The sequence below is a fragment of the Pseudomonas sp. B14(2022) genome, assembly GCF_012030485.1.
GTDB lineage: Bacteria > Pseudomonadota > Gammaproteobacteria > Pseudomonadales > Pseudomonadaceae > Aquipseudomonas.
Window position 1 is genome coordinate 1 of the sequence record NZ_JAAUVM010000005.1, and the last position, 20,283, is coordinate 20,283.

Below are 20,283 nucleotides of genomic sequence, written 5' to 3' on the forward strand. Positions count from 1 at the left end.
TTTTCGGTCCGGTGATCTTAGGTCACGTCAATGCCAGGGATGCAAAGAACGGCTATGTTTCAATCAAAGTGTCACCTATGTGAATGCACTTTTTTGTAACCCATGTGGTTGTCCCGTACACGCCCCAACACTCGGCACCTCGCCTAGGCTCGGTGTGCCCTCACTCCGGCTTTGGAGCGTGGGCCGCCGCGATGGGCCATCCATGGCCCAGCGCGGCTAACCCGGCGTCCTGCCGGGTTACCCACGGATTCAAGCCTGCGTTCGGGCATACCGAGCCTAGGCGAGGTACCGAGTGGTGGGGCAAGAGCCCTTTGGTTACTTTGGGGCTTTTCCAAAGTGACCCGCTGTAAGAGCGGAACCCTAAGCAGCCGTTACCGCAGCAACGGATATGTACTCATTCCAACCCCAGCAAATGGTCGGCCCAGAGGCCGCCATCGGGGGCAAGTCGAATCGTCGCACCGCCCCTCCCACATTTCCAACCGAGTACACCGGGCACAACTCCGCTCAGCTCTAGGGCCGCCAAAGCAGCCCCCCGAAAAATTGCCCCCCTCACAATCCCAAATGAAGCTTTCATGACAAAAGTTCGGTAGCTCATCGCCACTTCCGTCTTGCCTATGTAACGCGCTGGAGGCCGCCACGAGCCGCCTCCCCAGCCGTCAGCGGGACGCCAGGAGTGGGGCAATGGGAACTATGGAACGTTACTCGAAAGTCGGCATGCAAGAGCTCGACCAGCGCCTGTCGAAGATCGTCGAGGCCGCGCGCAAGAAGCCGGTTTCGGTGTACCGCTACGGCGCGCCGTGGGTGTGGATCGTCTCTCAGGACGACTGGCAGGGCGCCTTGAAGGAAGTGTCCAGCTACATCCCGGTAGGGCATTCGCTGGTGTTGTTGCGCCCGCAGATCGACGAGGTGCTCGAGCAGCATCGCTACCTGCTCCAGGCCGAGCCGGGCATGTTGATCGCGCCGCAGACCGTGGTGCAGATCCTGCTGTTGCAACTGCTGTATTCGGTGCCCAGCGAACAGCAGCTGCACGAGCAACTGAACTACAACCTGCTGTTCCGCTGGTTCGTCGGCCTGGAGCTGAACCAGAAGGTGTGGAGCATCCACGTCCTGCAGCGCGACATCGCCAGCCTGTTGAACAACCCGCAGGCCGTGCAGTTGATCCAGACCATCATCGGTGAAGTGTTCTGCGGCGCCTTGCTGCACATGCCGGAGTTCTCCCTGAACTTCGCCTTGCTGCACACCTGGCTGGCGCGGCACAGCCATCTTTCGACCAGCAGTAATTGAGCAGGCCAGACGCCGTGCAATCGGCGACGGCGAAAAATCTTAGACAGTTAGGGGGCGGTGTGGAGCATCTGTTCAAATCAACGCTGGCGTTGTGCTGCCTGACGCTGGGCGTCCTGGCGCAACCGGTGTGGGCCGAGGAGGGCGATGAGGCCCCGGCGCGCAAGGTGGACGTCAACGAGTACTTCGTGCGCGGCAATACCGTGCTCGATGCGGCGACGATCGAGGAGGCGGTGTACCCGTTTCTCGGCCCGCAAAAGACCCTGGACGATATCGAAGGCGCGCGCGATGCGTTGCAGAAGATCTACCAGGCGCGTGGCTATCAGTCGGTGTTTGTCGAGCTGCCGGAGCAGAAGGTCGATGACGGCATCGTCTATCTGCAGGTCAGCGAGACCAAGGTGGGCCGCGTGCGTGTGGTCGGCGCCAAGCACTACTCGCCGGTGGAGATCCGCGACGAAGTGCCGGGGCTCAAGGAAGGCGCGGTGCCGGATTTCACCACGGTGCAAACCCAACTGGCCGGGCTCAACCGCAGTGCCGGTCGGCAGGTTACGCCACTGGTACGCGAAGGCCAGCGCCCCGGCACCATGGACGTGGACCTGCAGGTCGAAGACCAGAACCCCTGGCACGCCAGCCTCGGCTTGAACAACGACTACAGCGCCGACACCGAAAAGCTGCGCTCGGTCGCCACCCTGGGCTACGACAACCTCTGGCAACTGGGCCACAGCATTTCCCTGACCTACTTCACCGCGCCTCAGGACACCGAGAATGCCAAGGTCTGGTCGGGCTCCTACAGTGCGCCGTTGAACGAACGCTGGACCTTGCAGTTCTCCGGTTACCAGTCCGACAGCAACATCGCCACCATCGGCGGCAGCAACGTGTTGGGCAAGGGCCACTCCTATGGCGTGTCCGCCATTTACAGCTTGCCGGCGGCGGGCAATTGGGCCAATTCGTTTTCGTTCGGCATCGACTTCAAGGATTTTGACGAGCAGTTGAAGTTCGGTTCCAGCAGCGACCAGGTGCCGCTCAAGTACGCACCGTTCACCCTGGGCTACAACGGCTATCGCTACACCGAGCAATCCCAGCTGGGGCTGGGCTTGAACCTGGTGGTCGGCACCCGCGCATTCTTTGGCTACGGCAGCGACGCCGAAGAGTTTGATTACAAGCGCTACAAGGCCAGTGCCAGTTTTGCCGTGCTCAAGGGTGACCTGAATTACACCTACACCTTCGCCAACGATTGGCAGTCGGCCTCCAAGGGCGCTTTCCAGTTGGCCTCCGGGCCGCTGGTGTCCAACGAGCAGTATTCCGCCGGCGGCGCCACCTCGGTGCGCGGCTACCTGGCGGCCGAGCGCACCGGGGACGAGGGGTATTTGCTCTCCCAGGAACTGCGCACGCCGTCCCTGGCCAAGTTCCTCGGCAGTTATGTGCAGGAGTGGCGCTTCTACGCGTTCGCCGAAGGCGCGCGCATGCGCCTGCACGACCCGCTGCCCGAGCAGGAAGACGAATACAGCCTGGCCAGTGTCGGCCTGGGCACCCGCGCCAGTTTGAGCAAGTGGTTGTCCGGCAGCCTGGATTGGGGTTACCCGCTGCTCGATGGACCGAACACCCAGAAACAGGACTCGCGACTGCACTTCAGTGTGCAGGCGACTTTCTGACTTTTTCTTCCGGAGACTTCACCCATGCAACGCCTATTCCTGAGCCTGTTGATCTGCCTGGGCTTCGCGCTCCCGGCCACCGCCCATGCCTGGTGGCAGGACGATTGGCACTACCGCAAACAGATTTCGGTGGACACCACCGCCCAAGGCGCCGCGATCAATCAGGCCCTGGGCCGCACCGCGTTGCTGGTGCGCCTGCACACCGGCAACTTCACCTTTGACGGGGTCAAGGACGACGGCGCCGACCTGCGCTTTGTGAGTGCCGATGACAAGACCGTATTCAATCACCAGATCGAAAGCTTCGACCCATTGATGGGCATGGCGTTGATCTGGGTCGATGTGCCCAAGGTCGAGGGCGGCCAGCGCCAGGACATCTGGATGTACTACGGCAACCAGAAGGCCCCGGCCACCGCTAACGGCCAACTGACTTTCGACCCGAATTACACCGCGCTCTATCACTTCGATGGCGCCAACGCGACGCCGCCACGGGACACCACGGCCTACGCCAACACCGCGTTGAACGCCACCGGCGCGAGCATCGACGGCGTGATCGGCCGTGCCTTGCAGTTCGCCGGCCAGCCGCTGATGTTGCCGGCCAGCCCGTCGCTGCAACACGCCGCCGGCGCTGCCTTCACCTTCAGCGCCTGGCTGCGCCTGGACCAGGCCAGTGGCGAGCAAATCGTGCTGGCCCGGCGTGACGGCGCCCACAGCCTGTTGCTGGGCCTGAACCAGGGCTCGCCGTTTGTGGAGATCGACGGCCAGCGCGCGGTGTCGACCCAACCGCTGAACCCTGGTCAATGGCAGCACCTGGCGTTCACCGCCGAGGGTGACAAGGTCACGCTGTACGTGAATGGCCGTGAAAGCGCCACCCTCGCCGTGGCCATGCCCGCGTTCAACACTCAACTGGCGATCGGCGCCGATCTGCCGGAAGCCGGCAGCACGCACCTGCCGTTCGCCGGGGCCATGGATGAGCTGCGCCTGTCCAAGGTGGCGCGCCCGGCCGCGCTGTTGCTGGCTGACGCGAGCGCCCAGGGCGCCGAGTCGAAACTGGTGGCCTACGGCGTGGATGAAGAACAGTCCGGTTTCGGTTTCGGCAGCCTGGGCTTTTTGCTCAACGCCGTGCCGGTGGACGCCTGGGTGATCATCCTGGTGCTGGTGGCGATGATGTTCCAGTCGTGGGTGATCATGTTGCGCAAGAACCGCCAGGTCAGCCGTTTGAGCAGTGCCAACGAAGTGTTCCGCGAGCACTTCGCCCAGATCGGCACGCGCCTGGAGATGTATGCCGACGACGCGCAGTTGGCTGAGCGCCTGAGCCATTCTTCGCTGTGGCGCCTGTACCTGGTGGCGGTCAAGGAGATCCGCACCCGCCGTGCCCAGGGCGCCGATACCTCGTCGGTGTCGGCGGCGACCATCGAAGCGATCCGCTGCTCCATGGACGGCGTGCGTACCCGTGAGAACCAGGCCCTGAGTTCCAAGTTGTCGACCCTGTCCAACGCCATCGCCGGCGGCCCGTACATCGGCCTGCTCGGTACGGTGCTGGGGATCATGGTGGTGTTCCTCGGCACGGCCATGGCCGGCGACGTGAACATCAACGCCATCGCCCCAGGCATGGCGGCGGCCTTGCTGGCCACGGCCATGGGCCTGTTCGTCGCGATCCCCGCGTTGTTTGGCTACAACCGCCTGATCACGCGTAACAAGGAAGTCAGCGCCGACATGCGGGTATTCGTCGACGAGTTCATCACCCGCCTGGCGGAGATGCACGGCGAGAGCCAGCACAGTGAAACCGCGCACCGTCGCGACCATCACGCATCGGTTCCGGCCTGAGGAGAATCGCCATGGCTTCCGTAAATGCCTCCCACGACGATGACGATGATGCCGCCGTTGACAGCATCAACATCACGCCCCTGGTGGACGTGCTGATGGTGGTGCTGGTGATGTTTATCCTCACCGCCACCGCCCAGGTTTCGGGGATCCAGATTCACCTGCCCAAGGCCAGCGCCTCGGTGTCGCTGTCGGAGGCCAAGACCAAGGCCATTTCCGTGAACGACGGCGGCCAGGTGTTCCTCGACGCTTACCCGGTGACCCTCGGCGAACTCGAGGAACGCCTGCGCGTCGAGAAAGCGCTGAACCCGGACTTCCCGGTGATCGTGCGCGGCGATGCGATGGTGCAGTACCAGAAGGTCATCGAGGTGCTCGACCTGCTGCGTCGGCTGGAGCTGTCCCAGGTCGGGCTGGTCACCGGCAAACCGAGCCAGGGCTGAGTCATGACCGCACAGATCCCGATCGCGCCATTGCCGGTGAAGAACAAACCGCCGTTGCGCCCGTTGAAGTGGGGCGCCGGCCTGTTGCTGAGTGCCGTGGCGGCCTGGTTTCTCTGGCAGTGGGCCAATGACATGAGTGGCGTACGCCGTGAAGCGCCGAAGGTGCCGACGATTATCCCGTTGCCGCCACTGCCGCCGCCGCCCCCGGAGAAGCCCAAGGAGCCCGAGCCCCAGGTTGAAGAGAAAGTCCCGGAGCCGGTGCCGAGCCCCGAGCCCGAAGAGGTCAAGCCGGCCGAGGAAGCACCGCCTTCACCGAATGAAGACCTGGCCAACCCGATGCAGATCGACGGCGATGCGCAGTCCGGCAACGACGGCTTCAACATCGGCGCCGGCAAGGGCGGCGGCATGGCCGGCAGTGGCGGCGGTGGGCTGGGGACCGGCACGTACAAGCAGTACCTGGCCGGTACGTATCAGCGCCTGATGCGCGAAGACCCTGAGCTGCGCAAGAAGGCGTTCTCGATACAGATAGACCTGTGGTTGGGCGCCGATGGCCAGGTGACGAAGGCCGTGGTGGCCAAGTCCAGCGGGGATGCCGAGACCGACGCGCAGATGCTCGCGTTGATCCGAGCGCCGCGTGCCACACAGAAACCTCCGGCGTCGCTGACGCTGCCCATGCGCCTGTCCCTCAAGGGCCGGCGCCCGGATTGATTGCACGAAACCTCTTATCTACGGTTTTTACAGGAGTTGCGTACACATGATTTCCCCCGTGAATCGACTGACCCTGGCGGTTGGCATGGTCATCGCGACCCTGGTCGGGCAAGCGGCGGCAGCCCCGGTTGCGCCTTCGGAAAACGTCACCATCAACCTGATCCGCCTGCTGGTGCAGCAAGGTGTGCTGACCCAGGACACCGCCAATGGGCTGATCGCCCAGGCCGAAAAAGAAGCCCAGCAGGCCCGCCAGGCCAATGCCGCGCCGGTGGTCGCCAGCGGCCCGGCGACCGCGCCTGGCGATGTGCGCGTGCAGTACGTGCCGCAGGCGGTGCGCGACCAGATCCGCGACCAGGTCAAAGCCGAAGTCATGTCCACCGCCAAGAAGGAAAATTGGGCGCAGCCTAATACCTTCCCCGACTGGATCTCGCGCATCAGCTTCGATGGCGATATTCGTCTGCGCGACGAGTCGCGCTATTTCTCCGGCCGCAACGACAACACCATCACCGACTACGCCAAGCTGAACGACACCGGCCCCTACGACGTCAACAAAAACTCCAACACCAAGTTCCCACCGCTGATCAACACCCGCGAGGACCGCGAAAACCTGTTCCGCCTGCGGGCACGCCTGGGCATGAAAGCGGTGATCTCGCCCGAATGGACCGCCGGCATTCGTATCGCCACCGGCTCCGACAATAACCCGGTGTCCACCACCCAGACCCTGGGCGGCGGCTTTGGCAAAAAGGACATCTGGCTCGACCAGGGTTACCTGAGCTGGAAAACCACCGACTACATGACGTTGACCGCCGGGCGCATTGGCAACCCGTTCTACGCCACCGACATGATGTATTCCAACGACCTCAACTTCGACGGCGTGGCGGCGATCTTCAACCACAGCCTCAACAGCGAGTGGGGCCTGTTCGGTACCCTCGGCGCCTTCCCGGTCGAGTACACCTCCGACACCGCCAGCAGCAATGGCATCGACAAGGAAGACAGCGAAACCAAATGGTTGTTTGGCGGGCAGATTGGCGCCGACTGGAAGATCAACCGCAGCAACCGCCTCAAACTCGCGGCCGCTTACTACCAGTTCCAGGACATCGAAGGCGAGCGCTCCAGTCCTTGTTCCACCTGGCAGGGCGCGGCGGGTTGCGACACCGACGGCACACGTGTGGCCTTCATGCAAAAAGGCAACACCGTGTTCAACCTGCGCAACAACACCACCAACCCGGCGGATCCAGCGCGAACACCTGACCCGCAGTACGTAGGCCTGGCGTCCAAGTTCGATGTGCTGGACCTCAACCTGGTCTGGGACAGCGAACTGCCCAGCGACTTCAAGCTGCGCAGCCAGGCGAACTTCATCCACAACCTGGCCTACGACAAGGGCGAGATGCTCAAGCGCAGCGAAGGCGAGATCGTCAACAACCTCAACAGCAATGGCCAGTTTGAAAGTGGCGGCAATGCGCTGATGGTCTCGTTCACCCTCGGCAGCGCCCTGGAGATGCGCAAGCGCGGCGACTGGAACGTGTTGGCCGGCTACAAGTACATCCAGCCCGACGCCTTGCCCGACGGCTTCAACGACTCGTCGTTCCACCTGGGCGGCACCAACGCCAAGGGGTATTTCATCGGCGGCAACTACGGTATCGACAAGAACATCTACGCCAGTGCGCGTTGGTTGAGCGCCTCCGAAGTATATGGCCAGCCGTTCGAAGTCGATGTGATGCAACTGGAACTCAACACGCGCTTTTGATGCGCAGGGAGATGCCACATGAACACTCGAATCTGCGCGCTGCTACTGCTGCTGGTGTCCACCGGCGCGTCGGCCGAAGGCATGGAGGAACGCCTGCGGACGCAATTGCGCAGCACCACCCAGCAATTGCAGGCGCTGCAAAGCGAACAGGCCCAGGCCAGTGCCGCACGGCTGGCCGCCGAAAACCAGGCCAAGCAGGCCCAGGCGCAAATCAAGCAACTGACGGCCGAGCTGGAAAAGGCCCGTGGCACGGCTGAGCAACTGGCCGGCCAGCAACAGAGCCTGCACAGCCAGGCGCAGGCCCAGGTGGCGGCGAGCAACGAGCAGATCGGCAAGTTCAAGAAGGCCTATGACGAACTGCTGGTGCTGGCCAAGGGCAAGGAAGCCGAGCGCGCGCGCTTGCAGGCGGCCTTAAGTGAACGTGACACACAAGTGCAGCAATGTTCAGTCAAGAATCAACAGATGTACGGCGTGGCCCAGCAACTGCTCGCGGCCTACGAAAAAATCGATGTGGCCGAGGTGATGAGCATTCGCCAGCCGTTCGCCAGCAGCGCCCGGGTGAAGTTCGAGGAACTGGCCCAGGGTTTTGGCGATGATCTGTACAAGAGCCGTTTTGATGCGCCCCAGGCAACTGCCAATCACTGACAGACAAGGAAGAAATCACCATGAGCGAATTGATCACCAGCGTCACCGTCCAGAGCCTTACCGAACTGTTGCAGGACGCCGGCTACCGGGTTAACCAGAGCGAACAGAACGGCATCGTGCAACTGCTCAGCGCCAGCCAGGGCATTGGCTTTGCCGTGCGCTTTGGTAACCCGGCGGCGGAGCAGGGCAGCTATGTGGATTTCACCTACAGCTGCGCGCTGCGGGTGCAGGGTGAGTTGCCCGAAGGCCTGGCCCCGGTATGGAACGCCTCGCGGCGCTTTGCGCGGTTGTCGGTGCAGGGTGAGTTCCTGCTGATGGAAATGGACGTGGTGGTGGCTGGCGTTGGCGCCACGCACCTGCGCAGCCAGCTGGAATTGTGGGACCGCCTGTTGCAGGAATTTATCGTCTACCTGCGTGAGTACAGCCAGCAGGCCGCGCAGTTGCAGGCCGCCGCGGTGGGTGAAGGGGCGGCGGTCCTGTGAAAAAGCCGACCCTGATGGTCGGCGCGGGTGCGCTGGCCTTGCTGGTGGTGGCGGTGGGCTTGAGCCTGCGACCGGGCAGTGACCCCGTGGCGGCGCAGCAACCGGCGCCGGTGATCAATCCGGCAGCGAGTGGGCCGGCGGTGGCGCGCCTGGGCAATCAGCAGATCGACCTGCCGGAGCTGAAAAGCGTGCTGGCCAGCCTGCCGGCCGAATCCCGCGAGCAACTGCGCGGCAACCGTGGCGCCCTGGAAACCTGGATTCGCTCGAGGCTGGCGCAAAAGGCTGTGCTCGAACAGGCCGACGCCCAGGGTTGGCGCCAGCGCCCGGAGGTGGAGCAGCAGACCCGCGCCGCCACCGAGCAGATTGTGTTTCGCGACTACATGCTCTCGGTCAGCCAGGTACCGGCGGACTACCCCAGCGCCGCCGAACTGCAACAGGCCTACGACAGTGGCAAGGCGCAGTGGGTGACGCCGCCGTTGTACCGGGTGAGCCAGATTTTCCTCGCGGTGAATGACCCGCAAAACCTCGATGCCGTACGGCGCCAGGCCCAGGAACTGAGCCGCAAGGCGCAGGCCGCGCCGGCTGATTTTGCCGCCCTGGCCACGCAGTTTTCCCAGGACCCCGACAGCGCCGCGCGCGGTGGTGACTCGGGGATGCAGCCGTTGCAGCAACTGGTGCCGGAAGTGCGCGGCGCGGTGGCGCGGCTCAAGGTCGGTGCGGTCTCGGACGTGGTGCAAAGTCCTGCCGGGTTCCATGTGCTCAAGCTCATCGGCCAGCAGCCGGCGCGTACCGCCACCCTGGACGAGCTGCGTGAACGCCTGACCCAGGCCCTGCGCGCCCAGCGCCAGGAACAGATCGCCAAGGCCTACCTGGAAGGCATGCTCAACACCGCGACCTTGAGTATCGACGGCGCCGAGTTGAACAAAGTGCTGGAGTAACACGCCTCAACCCGCATTGGATGCACAGACCAACCAGACAGGGAGTCTCCCATGGCATTTCTCGAACCGTCTGCCCCACAGGGGCCCACTGCTTATCGCGCACCCTCCGAGCCACGCAGTGCCTGGTTGGCCCTGGCCAGTGAGATCGATCCGGAGGTGGCACGCTACTTTCTGGTGAGTGCGCGCTGCGGCTGTTTCATGCAGGCCGCGCGCAGCCTGAATATCAAGGCAACCCTGTTGCGCAAGCGCCTGGCCCAGCTGGAGGAACACCTGCGCCATGCGCTGTTCAGCTACCAGGGCAACGGCCTGGTGCTCAGCCGTGACGGCCAGCAATTGCAGGCCCAACTGATCGCCCTGGCCCACGAACGGCACCTGCCGGTACTGGAACAGCCGCTGATTCGCCTGGCGGTGGCCGAGCCGATCCTGCACGACATCCTCGGCCGCGACCTGATCGCCTTGCTGCGCCGCAATGCCAGCGTGCGCCTGGAGATCATCTCCCTCGACAGCCACTTGTCACTGCAAGCGGTGGACGTGGACGTAGTGCTGTGGCTGGCCGACACCGACGGCCCGATGCCCGGCCCGAGCTTCGTCACCGAACCGCCGCGGGCGCTGGCGCGATTGCAGTACCTGCCGCATATCGCCAAGCGCTATTCACGGCTGATCACGCGCCCGGACAGCGTGGAAGACCTGGCCGACTACATGCTGGTGCAATGGCAGCCGGACGCCCAGGTCGAGGCTCTGCAGCCGTGGAACCAGGTGGTGCAACAGCGCCTGGCGGCGGTGGTGCAGGTGCATGCCTATTCGCTGATGCTGGAGATGATCCGCTGCGGCGCCTGCATCGGTTTGCTGCCCCATTATATGAGCAGCTTCGACCGGGGGCTGGTGGCGTTACCAGGGCTGTTGGCCGAGCGCATGCAGCGTCAGGTGTGGCTGGCGGTGAACGCGCAGGTGCGCCACCCCGAAGCGGTGCAGATGATCGTCGAGCTGATCGTGAGTACGTTCGAGGGGCGGCGGGAGTGGTTTGATTAACGCGCGTTGGCCGGCAAAAGGGTGTTGCTAGCCGGTCTTGGTATCAACCTTCAGTGTTTCGAGGTATTCCAGCTTGGTTTTTCCGCCCTCTACCTTGTAGGTAAAGACAGGGTATGACTTCCCATCGAACTCAGGGCCGGCTCGGTTAATGGCTTTCTGAAACTGTGGCTTGGCGGCCTCCCAGGTCTGACCGTTTGAACCATAGAAAACCAGGCCGACCAGTGCATCGGGTGGCACGCCTACCGTCTGTATTTCGCTGTTTTCAAGCGCGCTGCCGGGGTGCTCGCCTTGTTGGTTCTTCAGGTCATTCAATAAGCCTTGCATGCCTTCACGGGCCTTCTCCCGCCCCAGGTATCGCGTGTCGGCCTGGATGTTCCCAGAGAAGGCGTCTTTTTCATGTATGGCCGTGATGTTGTCCTGGAGTTTTTCCGGCAGCGCCAGGATGGCCATGTTTCGCGGCAGGGCTCCAGCGTTGTCACCCATTTTGTAGTAGTTGGGCAACAAGTCTGCTTGAGCCAGGCTCCATTTGCGCAGCCCGCCGTGTCCTCTATTGGCCTCGCCCTGCGCACGAATGCTGTCAAGGTTCTCACCGGTGTTATGAAACTCCAGATGCGCGTTCCTGAGCTGAAGGGTTCTGATCAGTAATCCGTCTTTTTGGAAGGCTTCAATGATGGGGCGATATTGTGTTCCATCTGTTGCAGTCGAGGTTGTTACTTCTGTGGTGGGCAAATGATTGTTTTCAACGACCGTTATGGGTGGTTTGGGCGGCACTTGCCTCGGTGGGGCAACGCTTGCCGGTCTGGATTGTCGCCGCACACTGGAATGAAGCACCAACGATGCCAGGTTGGCCAACAGATCCGCCATGGCCGCGTCCTTGTTGCCCTCCTTTTCACTGGCCAAGGTTTTAAGATCGCCGAGGATGCCCTGGGTCTGCAGTGCCAGGCCCACAACGGCCGCCGGCCCGCGAAGGGCCGGCAGTATTGCGTTGAGCAGCAGGAAGCCGCCTTCTTTGAAGGTCGCCCAACGGCTTTGCGAATTGGACACCGATTGGCGCTCGGCCAATGTTGCCAGGGCGTTGGCGTTGGCATCGTAGAGGTAGTCCATCAGTTGCCCGGATTGCACCTTCTCTGCAAGTGTGTCGATGGCATCGCCGTTGGTCGCCAACGTTGGGGCGGCAGGCCTGCGCGGTAACGTGAATTCATCGATAAACACTCTGTTTCTCGGTAGATGGGGCTCGCTGAAACCACCGTGATCATAAATGGAGCGGGTCGCTTCATCAGGTAGCCAGGCAACTGCGTCATCTTGGAGCGACTTTGTTTTACGCAGTGCCTCCATTAAAGCCTGGCGCGAAGGAAACTGTAGCAAGGGCTCTTCTGCTATCAAGGGGCGATAGAGAATATGCGGGCCTACCGAGCTGTCCTTGGGTTCGATCAGGAACATGTTTTCGACGACATCGGGTGTGGCGCCCGGCTCGCGTTCGAACGCCAAGGGACGCATCGTGATCTCGTTGCCATTGACATACTTTTTCCCTGGCATGGGGTCAAGTATTGCCTGGAGGTACCGGTAACCCATGGCGTTATCAAAACCCTCAGCGCCTTTACTGGTCAGCTCCAAGGCTTTCATCTTCAACTCGATTGGCACTTGTTGCGCAAAGCGTAATTGACGTTCTGTCTTTTTGGCGGGGTCGTTGAGCAACTCGCGTTTAAGCAGCTCGGGATAGTTTTTGCCGGCATCTATTTTTTGAATCAGTTCTTTGAGAGCACCCTCTTGCCCCAAGGCAGGTATCAATGCCCCGGTTGGTTTGTGACGAACCTCTATGCGACCGCCCGGTAGTCCTGCAAGGTTTTGAATGAAGGCGTCGCTGAGGGGCATCCTGGTGGTTTGGATGGCTCCGAAGCCGCTGACAGGCACGGCATACGGCGTGTGGAATACCACTTCCACATCATTGATGTCATAGGGGACGGGAGGCGGTGAGAGTGCGTTTAATTGGCTCTGGATAAAAGTACGGATGTCCGGGATACCGCTGTTATAGGTTTGCTCTTTGTGGCGGTACATATAACCCGCCAGTTCCAGGACGAGGTCGTGCAAGATGAAGCGGTTGGCATCGGAGGTATTTTTTATCCAATCGGACACCTTGTGCTGAGAGCGATCCGGTCGCTGCGTGTCGAGCAGTGTTGGCTCGGTGGCCACTGCTTTTGCTTCATGCCCGTTGATAATGATGTTCGCTTGGATATAGAACGCATCGACGTCTACCTTGGTCAAGTGGGTGCTGAATGTTTCGTGTGGTCTTGCCTGTTCGAGGTGTTGGTCCCATTTATCTTTGACGGCAGCCAGGGAGGCATAAGGGGTTACCTTGCCGCTCGGTTCGCAGACCAATACGATCGTGCGCCCTGCGACCTTGCGTTCGATAACCAGGTTGGGGGTTTGAAACTCCGGGGTGCCTGAATGGTTATTTTCGGTGCTGGCCAGCATGTGCACGGCTACTTCAGAATCATCCGCCAGTTTGGGGCGTGTCGAGCCCTGGGGACACCTCACGAGCATGTCCAGGGTTTCGCGTTGCTCGTCATCCAGCCCCGGTTGCTTGATGCTGGCCAGGCGCAGGTTGTTACGTACCAGGTCACTGAGCATCAACCGGCGGTCTCCGGCGAAAATGGGCGTGACACCCACTGACGTGTCGGTGCCTGAACCAGGAATGGGGTCATTGAACGGTGGCCTGCCCCAATAATCGAGCCTGGCTGTCTGAAGTGCTTCGTTCAATTTACCTGGCAACTGGCTGATAGCCTGTTGGACAGCCGCTTTATCGATGTCGAGCGCGGTGCCCGCAGGGTCGCCGGTACGTGCCTGTACGTCCGCGCGGGTGTCGAAAAACTTGCCGTCACTGCTGAACACCGGAGCATCAGCGCCTTCTACGTGGTTAATGGCCAACTCCATCAGCGGTGTTTCCAGGAATTGACCGGGATTTGCCGGGTCGGGGACGGCGAAGGCCAACTGCTGGACATCCACATTCAGTGCGGGCAATGCCTTGCTGATGGCGTCCTTGAGCAATCCGGCTACCACTGTTTGCCTGTTCGGTTCCCCTTCAAACAGACGCTGGCCGATGATGTCCACGGACCCAACGGGCGGTGGCGTGGGTATAGCCGCGTCGACCAGGTTGCGTCTGAACGGTGGCGTGGGCGTCTGGACGCTTGGAGATGGCAGGCCTTGGAGGCGCGCCAGGCGCTGCTTGGCTGTCTGTTGGCGTTCGCGAACCGCAAGGGAGGGGGCGTCGTTCGGAGGATTGTTTTTGAGCAGGGCGGGGAAACCGTCGCGAATGAGCCCCGCGTTTTGTTCGAGCCACTGCGGTGAGCCGTAATGCTCGCGGACTCCGTAAAACTCCATGATGCCCGCCATCGGGTAGCGATCCTCTACGAAGTTGTAGTTCGGTAAGCCCATCGGCCCGCTACCTCCTATCTCGCGGGCCGCTTTCAAGATGTCAGGTTGAACGGCTGCCCACGGTGCATATTCAGCGGGGAATGTGAGCCATTTGAGGCTGCCGTCTGAGTCTGGTCCCAAGGCCAACAGACTTCCATCCAAATTGATATGTACGCTTCGGGGATCTAGATTTTGTGCGTGCATGAAGCGCTTAAACGCGTCGCCGGAGAGGGCCTCTTTATAGGCTTGCACTGCCTGTCCATAGGATGAGTCTTCAGGCGTGCCGATGATGCCCCCACTAGCGCTGGTGCCGGGGTTTATGGCTTTGTGTGTCACTATTCTGCTGACCAGGCGAGCAACTTCGCGGTCGGCTTCCTCGACACGTTCCGAAGGTGTCGGCGTGCGGTTAGCGTCCGCTATCCCCCTGGTATGGCTATAGGTTGCCGTGGCGATGGCGTTTTCTACTTCGGCTTGTGCCGCCCTGACGCGCGTGATTTGCGGCGTAAGTGGGCCGTTGAAGGGCATCAGGGATTTGAATTTATCGCTGTGCTGTAAGTCGCTGATCGAACTGAGCAGTTCGCCTCGATGGTTCACGGGATCTTCGCCATAGAAGTTACCCACCACGTCAATGGGCGCGTTGTGTTCGCCGGTGTACTGGAACGATTCAAGTCGACCGGCGGCCACTTCTTTTGCCGCAGCCGCAACAGCAGCGGAGGCTTCTTTCCAACCGGGCTTATTGCTCGAGAAGAGTTGAATTTTGCCGTTGATGCTGCACTCTATTGAATCCGCAGAAGGGAACCACCTCAGGCTTGAGATATCGATGTTGTTGTCTTTGGCATAGCGTGCAAATGGCTCTTGTTTGAGCGCCTGCGTGAAGAGTGCCCACGCCTGGCCGAAGGTGGAAAACGCTGGTATGTCAGTGACCGTTGGAGGTTGATCAGCGTTTTTTCTCACTGACGTCTTGTGACGATCCAGCAACATCAATGCAGCGCAATACTGGCTTGCCATTTCACTGTCGCTTTTCTGCACAAGGTGTTTGCTTTGTTCCTGAATGCGTTGAAAACGTGCATCCGTAGGGGAGGGCTGTAGCGGATTCACAGGCCACTGTGTGATTGTCTGAGTCAGTGATCGTTTGGCTCTCGAATGTTCTGACGCATCGCTGTTCTGACCGGACTGCTGCGCGACCGGATGCGGCTGTACGGCAAACGTCTGGGGCGCGATTTTCATAAGGCTTTCTCGTAATAATGAGGGAAAAGGCGACACCGTGATCGCGCTTTGATGCGTGTACCGTGTGGCTTGTAGGGAGTGGTGTGTTTAAACTCGGCGGTTCCGCACATGTGTATCAGGTGTATACAGAGCGCTATCCCGATGCAGAGTGAGCAGTGATGCAGGCCACCCGCTTGACCCTCATTTGCCATGCCGCCACACCCGCTCAAAAGTACGGGCGTTTTCCCGATAACGAGTCCGTGATGATGGATTGGCAAGCCGCAGCGCTATCCCTGGCCGGGCGCTATAAGAAAAACCTGCGTCTGGTGTGCGCGCCCGAGGCACGTGCCTGGCAGACGGCAGGGTTGTTCGGCGGTCAAGCAGTGATTGAAGACGCCTTGCGCGATGGCGACGTTGGCGACTGGAGGGGCCGAGCCATCAGCGAGTTGGACAGCGATGCGTTGCTGGACTGGATGACCCACAGCGCCAGTGCGCCCCACGGTGGCGAGTCGGTTGAGCAAATTTGCGCGCGGGTCGCAGCGTGGATGAAAACCCTGGAGGCCCAGCCCGGGCACGTAGTGGCCATCACCCATCCCTTTGTTATTCGCGCGGCGATGCTGTATGTCATGCAGTGTCCGGTCTCGATGTTCTACCAGATCGACGTCGAGCCCCTGTCCGCTACCGAGCTGCGCTTCAACACGGTGTGGCGCCTGCGCCTGGAAACTCACGCCTGAGTGCTTGAACATGGCAAAATCCATGCCCCGCAATGAGAGCAACCCATGAAACGCATCCTCATCATCGGCATTGGCGCCGGCAACCCTGACTACATCACGATGCAGGCCGTGAAAGCGCTGAACCGCACCGACGTGTTTTTCCTGATGGACAAGGGCCAGAGCAAGGACAAGCTGATCGACCTGCGCCGCGAGATCTGCGAGACCTATATCACCGAACCCGGTTACCGCTTTGTCGAGGCCGACTGCCCCGAGCGCGTACGCGGTGAGATCGACTACACCACCGCCGTACAGGACCTCAACCGCGACAAGCAGGCCACCTTCGAGCGCATGATCAACGAGGAAATGGCCGATGGTGAAGTGGGCGCTTTCCTGGCCTGGGGCGACCCGGCGCTGTACGACAGCACCATTCGCATCCTGCAGGCGATCCTGGCCAGTGGCCGCTGCGCCTTTGAATTCGAGGTGATTCCCGGCATCACCAGCGTGCAAGCCCTGGCGGCCCAGCATAAGGTGGCGTTGAACCGTATCGGCAAGTCCATCGAGATCACCACCGGGCGTCGATTGGCGGCGGGGCAGGCCAGCGATGCCGATACCCTGGTGGTCATGCTCGACGCGGAAGATTCCTACCGTACGGTGGCCGATCAGGACCTGGATATTTACTGGGGTGCCTACCTGGGCACACCGGATGAAATCCTGATCAGCGGCAAGGTCGGTGAAGTGGCAGAACAGATCGAACGGGTGCGCAAGGCGGCGCGCCTTGAGAATGGCTGGATCATGGACACTTACTTGTTACGCAAACCCTGAGGTAACGTCCCATGTTCAAACTGCTTGCCCTCGCGCTGACCCTGATGGCCAGCGTTGCCCACGCTGATTCCGAGTTGCACACCGATTTGCCGCTGGCGTACCTGGAACAGACCCAGGCCGATGCGCGCAACGAGCCGCTGGTGATTTTCCTGCACGGGTTCGGTAGCAATGAGCAAGACCTGTTCGGCATCAAGGACGCGCTGCCGTCCACCTGGACCTACCTGTCGGCCCGCGCGCCGACGCCGGTGCAGCCGAATGGCTTTCGCTGGTTTACCAAGACACCGGGTGACGGCGATTACGATGGTGTGACCGCCGATTTGCACAGCAGCGCCAAGCTGATCAAGGATTTTGTCGGCAAAGCCACCGCCAAGTATCACACCCAGCCTGACCGGGTGTTCCTGGTGGGGTTCAGCCAGGGTGCGATCATGTCGTATGAGGTGGCTCTACGTGACCCGCAGCTGGTGCGCGGCATTGCGGCGTTGAGTGGCAGCGTGCTGCCGGTGCTCAAGGCTGAGCTCAAGCCGGATGAGCGTTTAAACAAACTGGCGATCTTTATTGGCCACGGCACCCTGGACCAGGCACTGCCGTATGCGTCGGCGACGCGGGCCAATGAGGTGTTGGTGGGGCTTGGGTTGAAGCCGGAGTTTCATGGCTATCCGGGGATGAACCACACGGTCAGTGAGGCGGAAGTGCAGGACTTGAAAGCGTGGCTGGAAACGAGTTTGAAGTGAGCGCGCTGAACAAAGGTGGGAGGGGGCTTGCTCCCGATAGCGCAGTGACAGTGAACAGATTCATTAGCTGATCCACCGCCATCGGGGGCAAGCCCCCTCCCACATTTGATGGGTGTTGTCAGGACTCTTTGTTATTTGCCGCCGGTAATCTGCTTCACCAGCTCTGCATGCCCCTTCGCATCATCGGCCCGCGAGATCGCCTGGATTACCAGCAAGTGGTTGCCGGAGCCGCCGAGGAACGTGGAGTTCAACGTCTTGCCGCCGCCTTGGGTGGCGGTGCTGTCCACCTGGCGCAGGCCCAGGCCCTTGAAGGTCAGTTTCTTTTCGCTCAGCTTCTTGAAGTCGGGCAGGGCGGCGCTCTGGTCCTTGATGAAACCGGCCACGGCGCCGTCGAGGAACTGCGGGTCGTTGTCCTTGATGGTTACACCGTCGTTACGCACGGTTTCGGCGACGATCACCACGCTTTTCGTGGTCTGGTTGGCGTACATCGTGCCTTGGGTATCGGCGGTGCCGTCCTCGGCCTTGCCGGCTGGCAGGGCGTCGGCGGCGTAAGCCTTGGGCAGGTTGAAGTTGAACTTACCGCCCAGGGTGGAGATGGTTTGCGTGGCCGGCTTGGCGGCGGCGAACACGCTGCCGGCGGTAAGCGCGAGGGCCAACAGGACTGCGGTCTTGGTGAAATTGACCATGAAGCGCTCCAAGGATGAACGAAATTGCGGCGTATTCTGTCAGAAAATTCGCAATATCGTTCATCCTTAGCCTCACACCTTGTCGGACTCTTCCTCAAGTCGATCCATCTCAAACAGTCGCGCCAGTTCCGCCCGTGCTTCCTGGGCGGTTTGCATCACCTTGGCTGCATCGTCGTACACCGCGTGCTGTGCGGCGAGCACTTGCAGGTCGTGGTTCTTGAAGCGGGTGATGCGGGCATCGGCCTGGGCCTGGCTCAACCCCAGGCCCACCAGGGTACGGCGGCTCATTTCCAGGCTGGAGTAGAAGGTCTCGCGAACCGGTGACGCGTCGAGGTCCACCAGGCGGTGCACGTGCTGGCGGTTACGGGCGCGGGCGATGATCTTCATGTGCGGGTAGAGATTGCGCACCAGTTCGGCGGTCTTGATGTTGATCTCCGGGTCGTCCATGGCGATCACGAAGAATTCCGCCTGGTCGACCTTGGCCGCGTGGAGAATCTCGGGGCGTTGTGGGTCACCGTAGAACACCGGCATGCCGCCGAAACTGCGGGTCAGCTCGATGGTTTCCACCGAGGTGTCGAGGGCGATGAAGGAGATGTTCTGTGCACGCAGGATCCGCGCGACGATCTGGCCCATACGGCCCATGCCGGCGATCACCACCCGCGGCGCATCGCTTTCGATGGTGCGGTATTCCTCCGGTACTTCCACCGGCTTGACCTTGGGCTTGAACAGCTTCGGGCACACCAGCAGCAACAGCGGCGTGACGGCCATGGACAGGGTGATGGTCAGCACCAGCACGTCGTAGAGGTGCGGTTCGAACAGGCCCTGGTCGCGGCCGATCTTGAACACCACAAAGGCGAACTCACCGCCCGCGGCCAGCACCACACCCAGGCGCAGGGCGCTTTCGCGGTTGAGATCACCCACCATACGCCCCACGGCGTACAGCAGCGGCAGCTTCAAACCGATCAACAGCAGGGTAAGGCCGATCACCACCAGCGGCGAGCTGAGCAGCAGGCTGAGGTTGGCGCCCATGCCCACGCTGATAAAGAACAGCCCCAGCAGCAGGCCCTTGAACGGCTCGATCTGGGATTCCAGTTCGTGGCGGTACTCCGAGTCCGCCAGCAGCAGGCCGGCGAGGAAGGCACCGAGGGCCATGGACACGCCCACCAGTTCCATCAACCAGGCGGTGCCGATGACCACCAGCAAGGCGGTGGCGGTGGACACTTCGCGCAGGCCGGTCTTGGCGACGATGCGAAACACCGGCCGCAGCAGGTAGCGCCCGCCGATGATCACCACGGCAATACTGCCGAGGATCTGCAGGACGTGTTGCAGGCCTTGGGCTTCGGTGGTCGGATGATCGCTGCCGGCCAGCAGCGGCACCATGGCAATCAACGGGATCGCGGCGATGTCCTGGAACAGCAGGATCGCAAACGCCAGGCGTCCGTGGGGCTGGTTCAGCTCCTTGCGCTCGGCCAGGCTTTGCAGGCCAAATGCGGTGGACGACAGCGCCAGGCCTAGGCCCAGCACAATCGCGCTGTTCCACGACTGGCCAAACAGCCACAACGCCACCACGCCCATGACCAGGCCGGTGAGCAGCACCTGGGCCAGGCCGACGCCAAATACAGCCTTGCGCATCACCCATAAACGCTTGGGCGACAGTTCCAGGCCGATGATAAACAGCAGCAACACCACGCCTAATTCGGAGAACTGCGCGACGCTTTGCGGGTTCCCGATCAGGCCCAATACCGATGGGCCGATGATCACACCGGCAAACAGATAGCCCAACACCGCGCCCAATTGCAGGCGCTTGGCCAGGGGCACGGTCAGCACGGCCGCGAGCAGGAACACCACGGCTGCTTGTAGCAGGTTGCCTTCATGGGGCATTTCGAACTCCAGGATCTTTAAAACCAATCGACAGGAGGGTATTAGAGCGCTTTTTACCTTTCGAAAATTGTGTTTTTGCTGCGTTTGAAG

Annotated in this window: 16 protein-coding genes; 13 read left to right on the forward strand and 3 right to left on the reverse strand. The window is 61.4% G+C overall.

Features of this window, described 5'->3' with window-relative positions:
- Nucleotides 1-690 precede the first annotated feature (690 nt).
- The 10 genes from HCF10_RS32000 to HCF10_RS09815 are packed head-to-tail and all read left to right on the forward strand — an operon-like array spanning nucleotide 691 to nucleotide 10,743.
- Complete coding sequence (locus tag HCF10_RS32000) at nucleotides 691-1,284, forward strand: transposase (RefSeq protein ID WP_167655521.1); 594 nt, start codon at nucleotides 691-693, stop codon at nucleotides 1,282-1,284.
- A 59-nt stretch (nucleotides 1,285-1,343) separates the two neighbouring features.
- Nucleotides 1,344-2,933 carry a ShlB/FhaC/HecB family hemolysin secretion/activation protein gene (locus HCF10_RS09775; protein WP_167655404.1) on the forward strand — a complete coding sequence of 530 codons (1,590 nt, stop codon included), beginning with the start codon at nucleotides 1,344-1,346 and terminating at the stop codon, nucleotides 2,931-2,933.
- Nucleotides 2,934-2,957: 24 nt separating this feature from the next.
- On the forward strand, nucleotides 2,958-4,757 hold the full coding sequence (locus tag HCF10_RS09780) for a DUF2341 domain-containing protein (RefSeq protein WP_167655405.1): 1,800 nt from the start codon (nucleotides 2,958-2,960) through the stop codon (nucleotides 4,755-4,757).
- An 11-nt stretch (nucleotides 4,758-4,768) separates the two neighbouring features.
- The gene (locus HCF10_RS09785) at nucleotides 4,769-5,194 is read left to right on the forward strand and encodes an ExbD/TolR family protein (RefSeq protein WP_131700693.1); all 426 of its coding nucleotides are present in this window, start codon (nucleotides 4,769-4,771) and stop codon (nucleotides 5,192-5,194) included.
- Nucleotides 5,195-5,197: 3 nt separating this feature from the next.
- Nucleotides 5,198-5,902: an energy transducer TonB family protein gene (locus HCF10_RS09790; RefSeq protein WP_167655406.1), complete on the forward strand. Its 705-nt coding sequence runs from the start codon at nucleotides 5,198-5,200 to the stop codon at nucleotides 5,900-5,902.
- 46 nt (nucleotides 5,903-5,948) lie between these two features.
- Nucleotides 5,949-7,649 (forward strand): putative porin, encoded by a 1,701-nt coding sequence (locus HCF10_RS09795; protein WP_167655407.1) that lies wholly within the window; start codon nucleotides 5,949-5,951, stop codon nucleotides 7,647-7,649.
- Nucleotides 7,650-7,667: 18 nt separating this feature from the next.
- Nucleotides 7,668-8,294: a DNA repair protein gene (locus HCF10_RS09800; RefSeq protein WP_167655408.1), complete on the forward strand. Its 627-nt coding sequence runs from the start codon at nucleotides 7,668-7,670 to the stop codon at nucleotides 8,292-8,294.
- 20 nt (nucleotides 8,295-8,314) lie between these two features.
- Nucleotides 8,315-8,776, forward strand: coding sequence for a YbjN domain-containing protein (locus HCF10_RS09805; protein ID WP_167655409.1), 462 nt, complete (start codon nucleotides 8,315-8,317; stop codon nucleotides 8,774-8,776).
- Nucleotides 8,773-9,714, forward strand: coding sequence for a peptidylprolyl isomerase (locus HCF10_RS09810; protein WP_053140749.1), 942 nt, complete (start codon nucleotides 8,773-8,775; stop codon nucleotides 9,712-9,714). The genes HCF10_RS09805 and HCF10_RS09810 overlap by 4 nt, the downstream gene beginning before the upstream one ends.
- A gap of 51 nt (nucleotides 9,715-9,765) precedes the next feature.
- Nucleotides 9,766-10,743: a LysR family transcriptional regulator gene (locus HCF10_RS09815; protein WP_131700699.1), complete on the forward strand. Its 978-nt coding sequence runs from the start codon at nucleotides 9,766-9,768 to the stop codon at nucleotides 10,741-10,743.
- Between the two features lie 27 nt (nucleotides 10,744-10,770).
- Here the strand turns inward: HCF10_RS09815 and HCF10_RS09820 are convergent, their stop codons facing one another.
- The gene (locus tag HCF10_RS09820; RefSeq protein WP_167655410.1) at nucleotides 10,771-15,381 is read right to left on the reverse strand and encodes a dermonecrotic toxin domain-containing protein; all 4,611 of its coding nucleotides are present in this window, start codon (nucleotides 15,379-15,381) and stop codon (nucleotides 10,771-10,773) included.
- A 158-nt stretch (nucleotides 15,382-15,539) separates the two neighbouring features.
- Between HCF10_RS09820 and HCF10_RS09825 the strand changes: the two genes are divergently transcribed.
- From HCF10_RS09825 to HCF10_RS09835, 3 genes are read left to right on the forward strand one after another with little or no spacing between them, the layout of a single operon-like run.
- The gene (locus tag HCF10_RS09825; protein WP_131700701.1) at nucleotides 15,540-16,094 is read left to right on the forward strand and encodes a histidine phosphatase family protein; all 555 of its coding nucleotides are present in this window, start codon (nucleotides 15,540-15,542) and stop codon (nucleotides 16,092-16,094) included.
- 45 nt (nucleotides 16,095-16,139) lie between these two features.
- Nucleotides 16,140-16,895: a precorrin-6A synthase (deacetylating) gene (cobF, locus tag HCF10_RS09830; RefSeq protein WP_167655411.1), complete on the forward strand. Its 756-nt coding sequence runs from the start codon at nucleotides 16,140-16,142 to the stop codon at nucleotides 16,893-16,895.
- An 11-nt stretch (nucleotides 16,896-16,906) separates the two neighbouring features.
- Entirely contained in the window at nucleotides 16,907-17,626 is a 720-nt protein-coding gene (locus HCF10_RS09835) for an alpha/beta hydrolase (RefSeq protein WP_145338849.1), read from the forward strand.
- 131 nt (nucleotides 17,627-17,757) lie between these two features.
- Here HCF10_RS09835 and HCF10_RS09840 read toward each other — a convergent pair whose 3' ends face one another.
- Both HCF10_RS09840 and HCF10_RS09845 read right to left on the reverse strand, forming a co-directional pair.
- Nucleotides 17,758-18,312, reverse strand: a complete 555-nt coding sequence (locus HCF10_RS09840; RefSeq protein ID WP_167655412.1) for a hypothetical protein — start codon at nucleotides 18,310-18,312, stop codon at nucleotides 17,758-17,760.
- Between the two features lie 72 nt (nucleotides 18,313-18,384).
- Complete coding sequence (locus tag HCF10_RS09845; protein ID WP_131700705.1) at nucleotides 18,385-20,193, reverse strand: monovalent cation:proton antiporter-2 (CPA2) family protein; 1,809 nt, start codon at nucleotides 20,191-20,193, stop codon at nucleotides 18,385-18,387.
- Nucleotides 20,194-20,283: the final 90 nt, after the last annotated feature.

What these genes read in the sequence shown, in the direction of transcription:
- HCF10_RS09825 (WP_131700701.1), top strand. Translation starts at nt 15,540, where the DNA reads ATGCAGGCCACCCGCTTGACCCTCATTTGCCATGCCGCCACACCCGCT.
- HCF10_RS09790 (WP_167655406.1), top strand. Translation starts at nt 5,198, where the DNA reads ATGACCGCACAGATCCCGATCGCGCCATTGCCGGTGAAGAACAAACCG.
- HCF10_RS09785 (WP_131700693.1), top strand. Translation starts at nt 4,769, where the DNA reads ATGGCTTCCGTAAATGCCTCCCACGACGATGACGATGATGCCGCCGTT.
- HCF10_RS32000 (WP_167655521.1), top strand. Translation starts at nt 691, where the DNA reads ATGGAACGTTACTCGAAAGTCGGCATGCAAGAGCTCGACCAGCGCCTG.
- HCF10_RS09845 (WP_131700705.1), bottom strand. Translation starts at nt 20,193, where the DNA reads ATGCCCCATGAAGGCAACCTGCTACAAGCAGCCGTGGTGTTCCTGCTC.
- cobF (WP_167655411.1), top strand. Translation starts at nt 16,140, where the DNA reads ATGAAACGCATCCTCATCATCGGCATTGGCGCCGGCAACCCTGACTAC.
- HCF10_RS09835 (WP_145338849.1), top strand. Translation starts at nt 16,907, where the DNA reads ATGTTCAAACTGCTTGCCCTCGCGCTGACCCTGATGGCCAGCGTTGCC.
- HCF10_RS09800 (WP_167655408.1), top strand. Translation starts at nt 7,668, where the DNA reads ATGAACACTCGAATCTGCGCGCTGCTACTGCTGCTGGTGTCCACCGGC.
- HCF10_RS09795 (WP_167655407.1), top strand. Translation starts at nt 5,949, where the DNA reads ATGATTTCCCCCGTGAATCGACTGACCCTGGCGGTTGGCATGGTCATC.
- HCF10_RS09780 (WP_167655405.1), top strand. Translation starts at nt 2,958, where the DNA reads ATGCAACGCCTATTCCTGAGCCTGTTGATCTGCCTGGGCTTCGCGCTC.
- HCF10_RS09815 (WP_131700699.1), top strand. Translation starts at nt 9,766, where the DNA reads ATGGCATTTCTCGAACCGTCTGCCCCACAGGGGCCCACTGCTTATCGC.
- HCF10_RS09820 (WP_167655410.1), bottom strand. Translation starts at nt 15,381, where the DNA reads ATGAAAATCGCGCCCCAGACGTTTGCCGTACAGCCGCATCCGGTCGCG.
- HCF10_RS09805 (WP_167655409.1), top strand. Translation starts at nt 8,315, where the DNA reads ATGAGCGAATTGATCACCAGCGTCACCGTCCAGAGCCTTACCGAACTG.
- HCF10_RS09840 (WP_167655412.1), bottom strand. Translation starts at nt 18,312, where the DNA reads ATGGTCAATTTCACCAAGACCGCAGTCCTGTTGGCCCTCGCGCTTACC.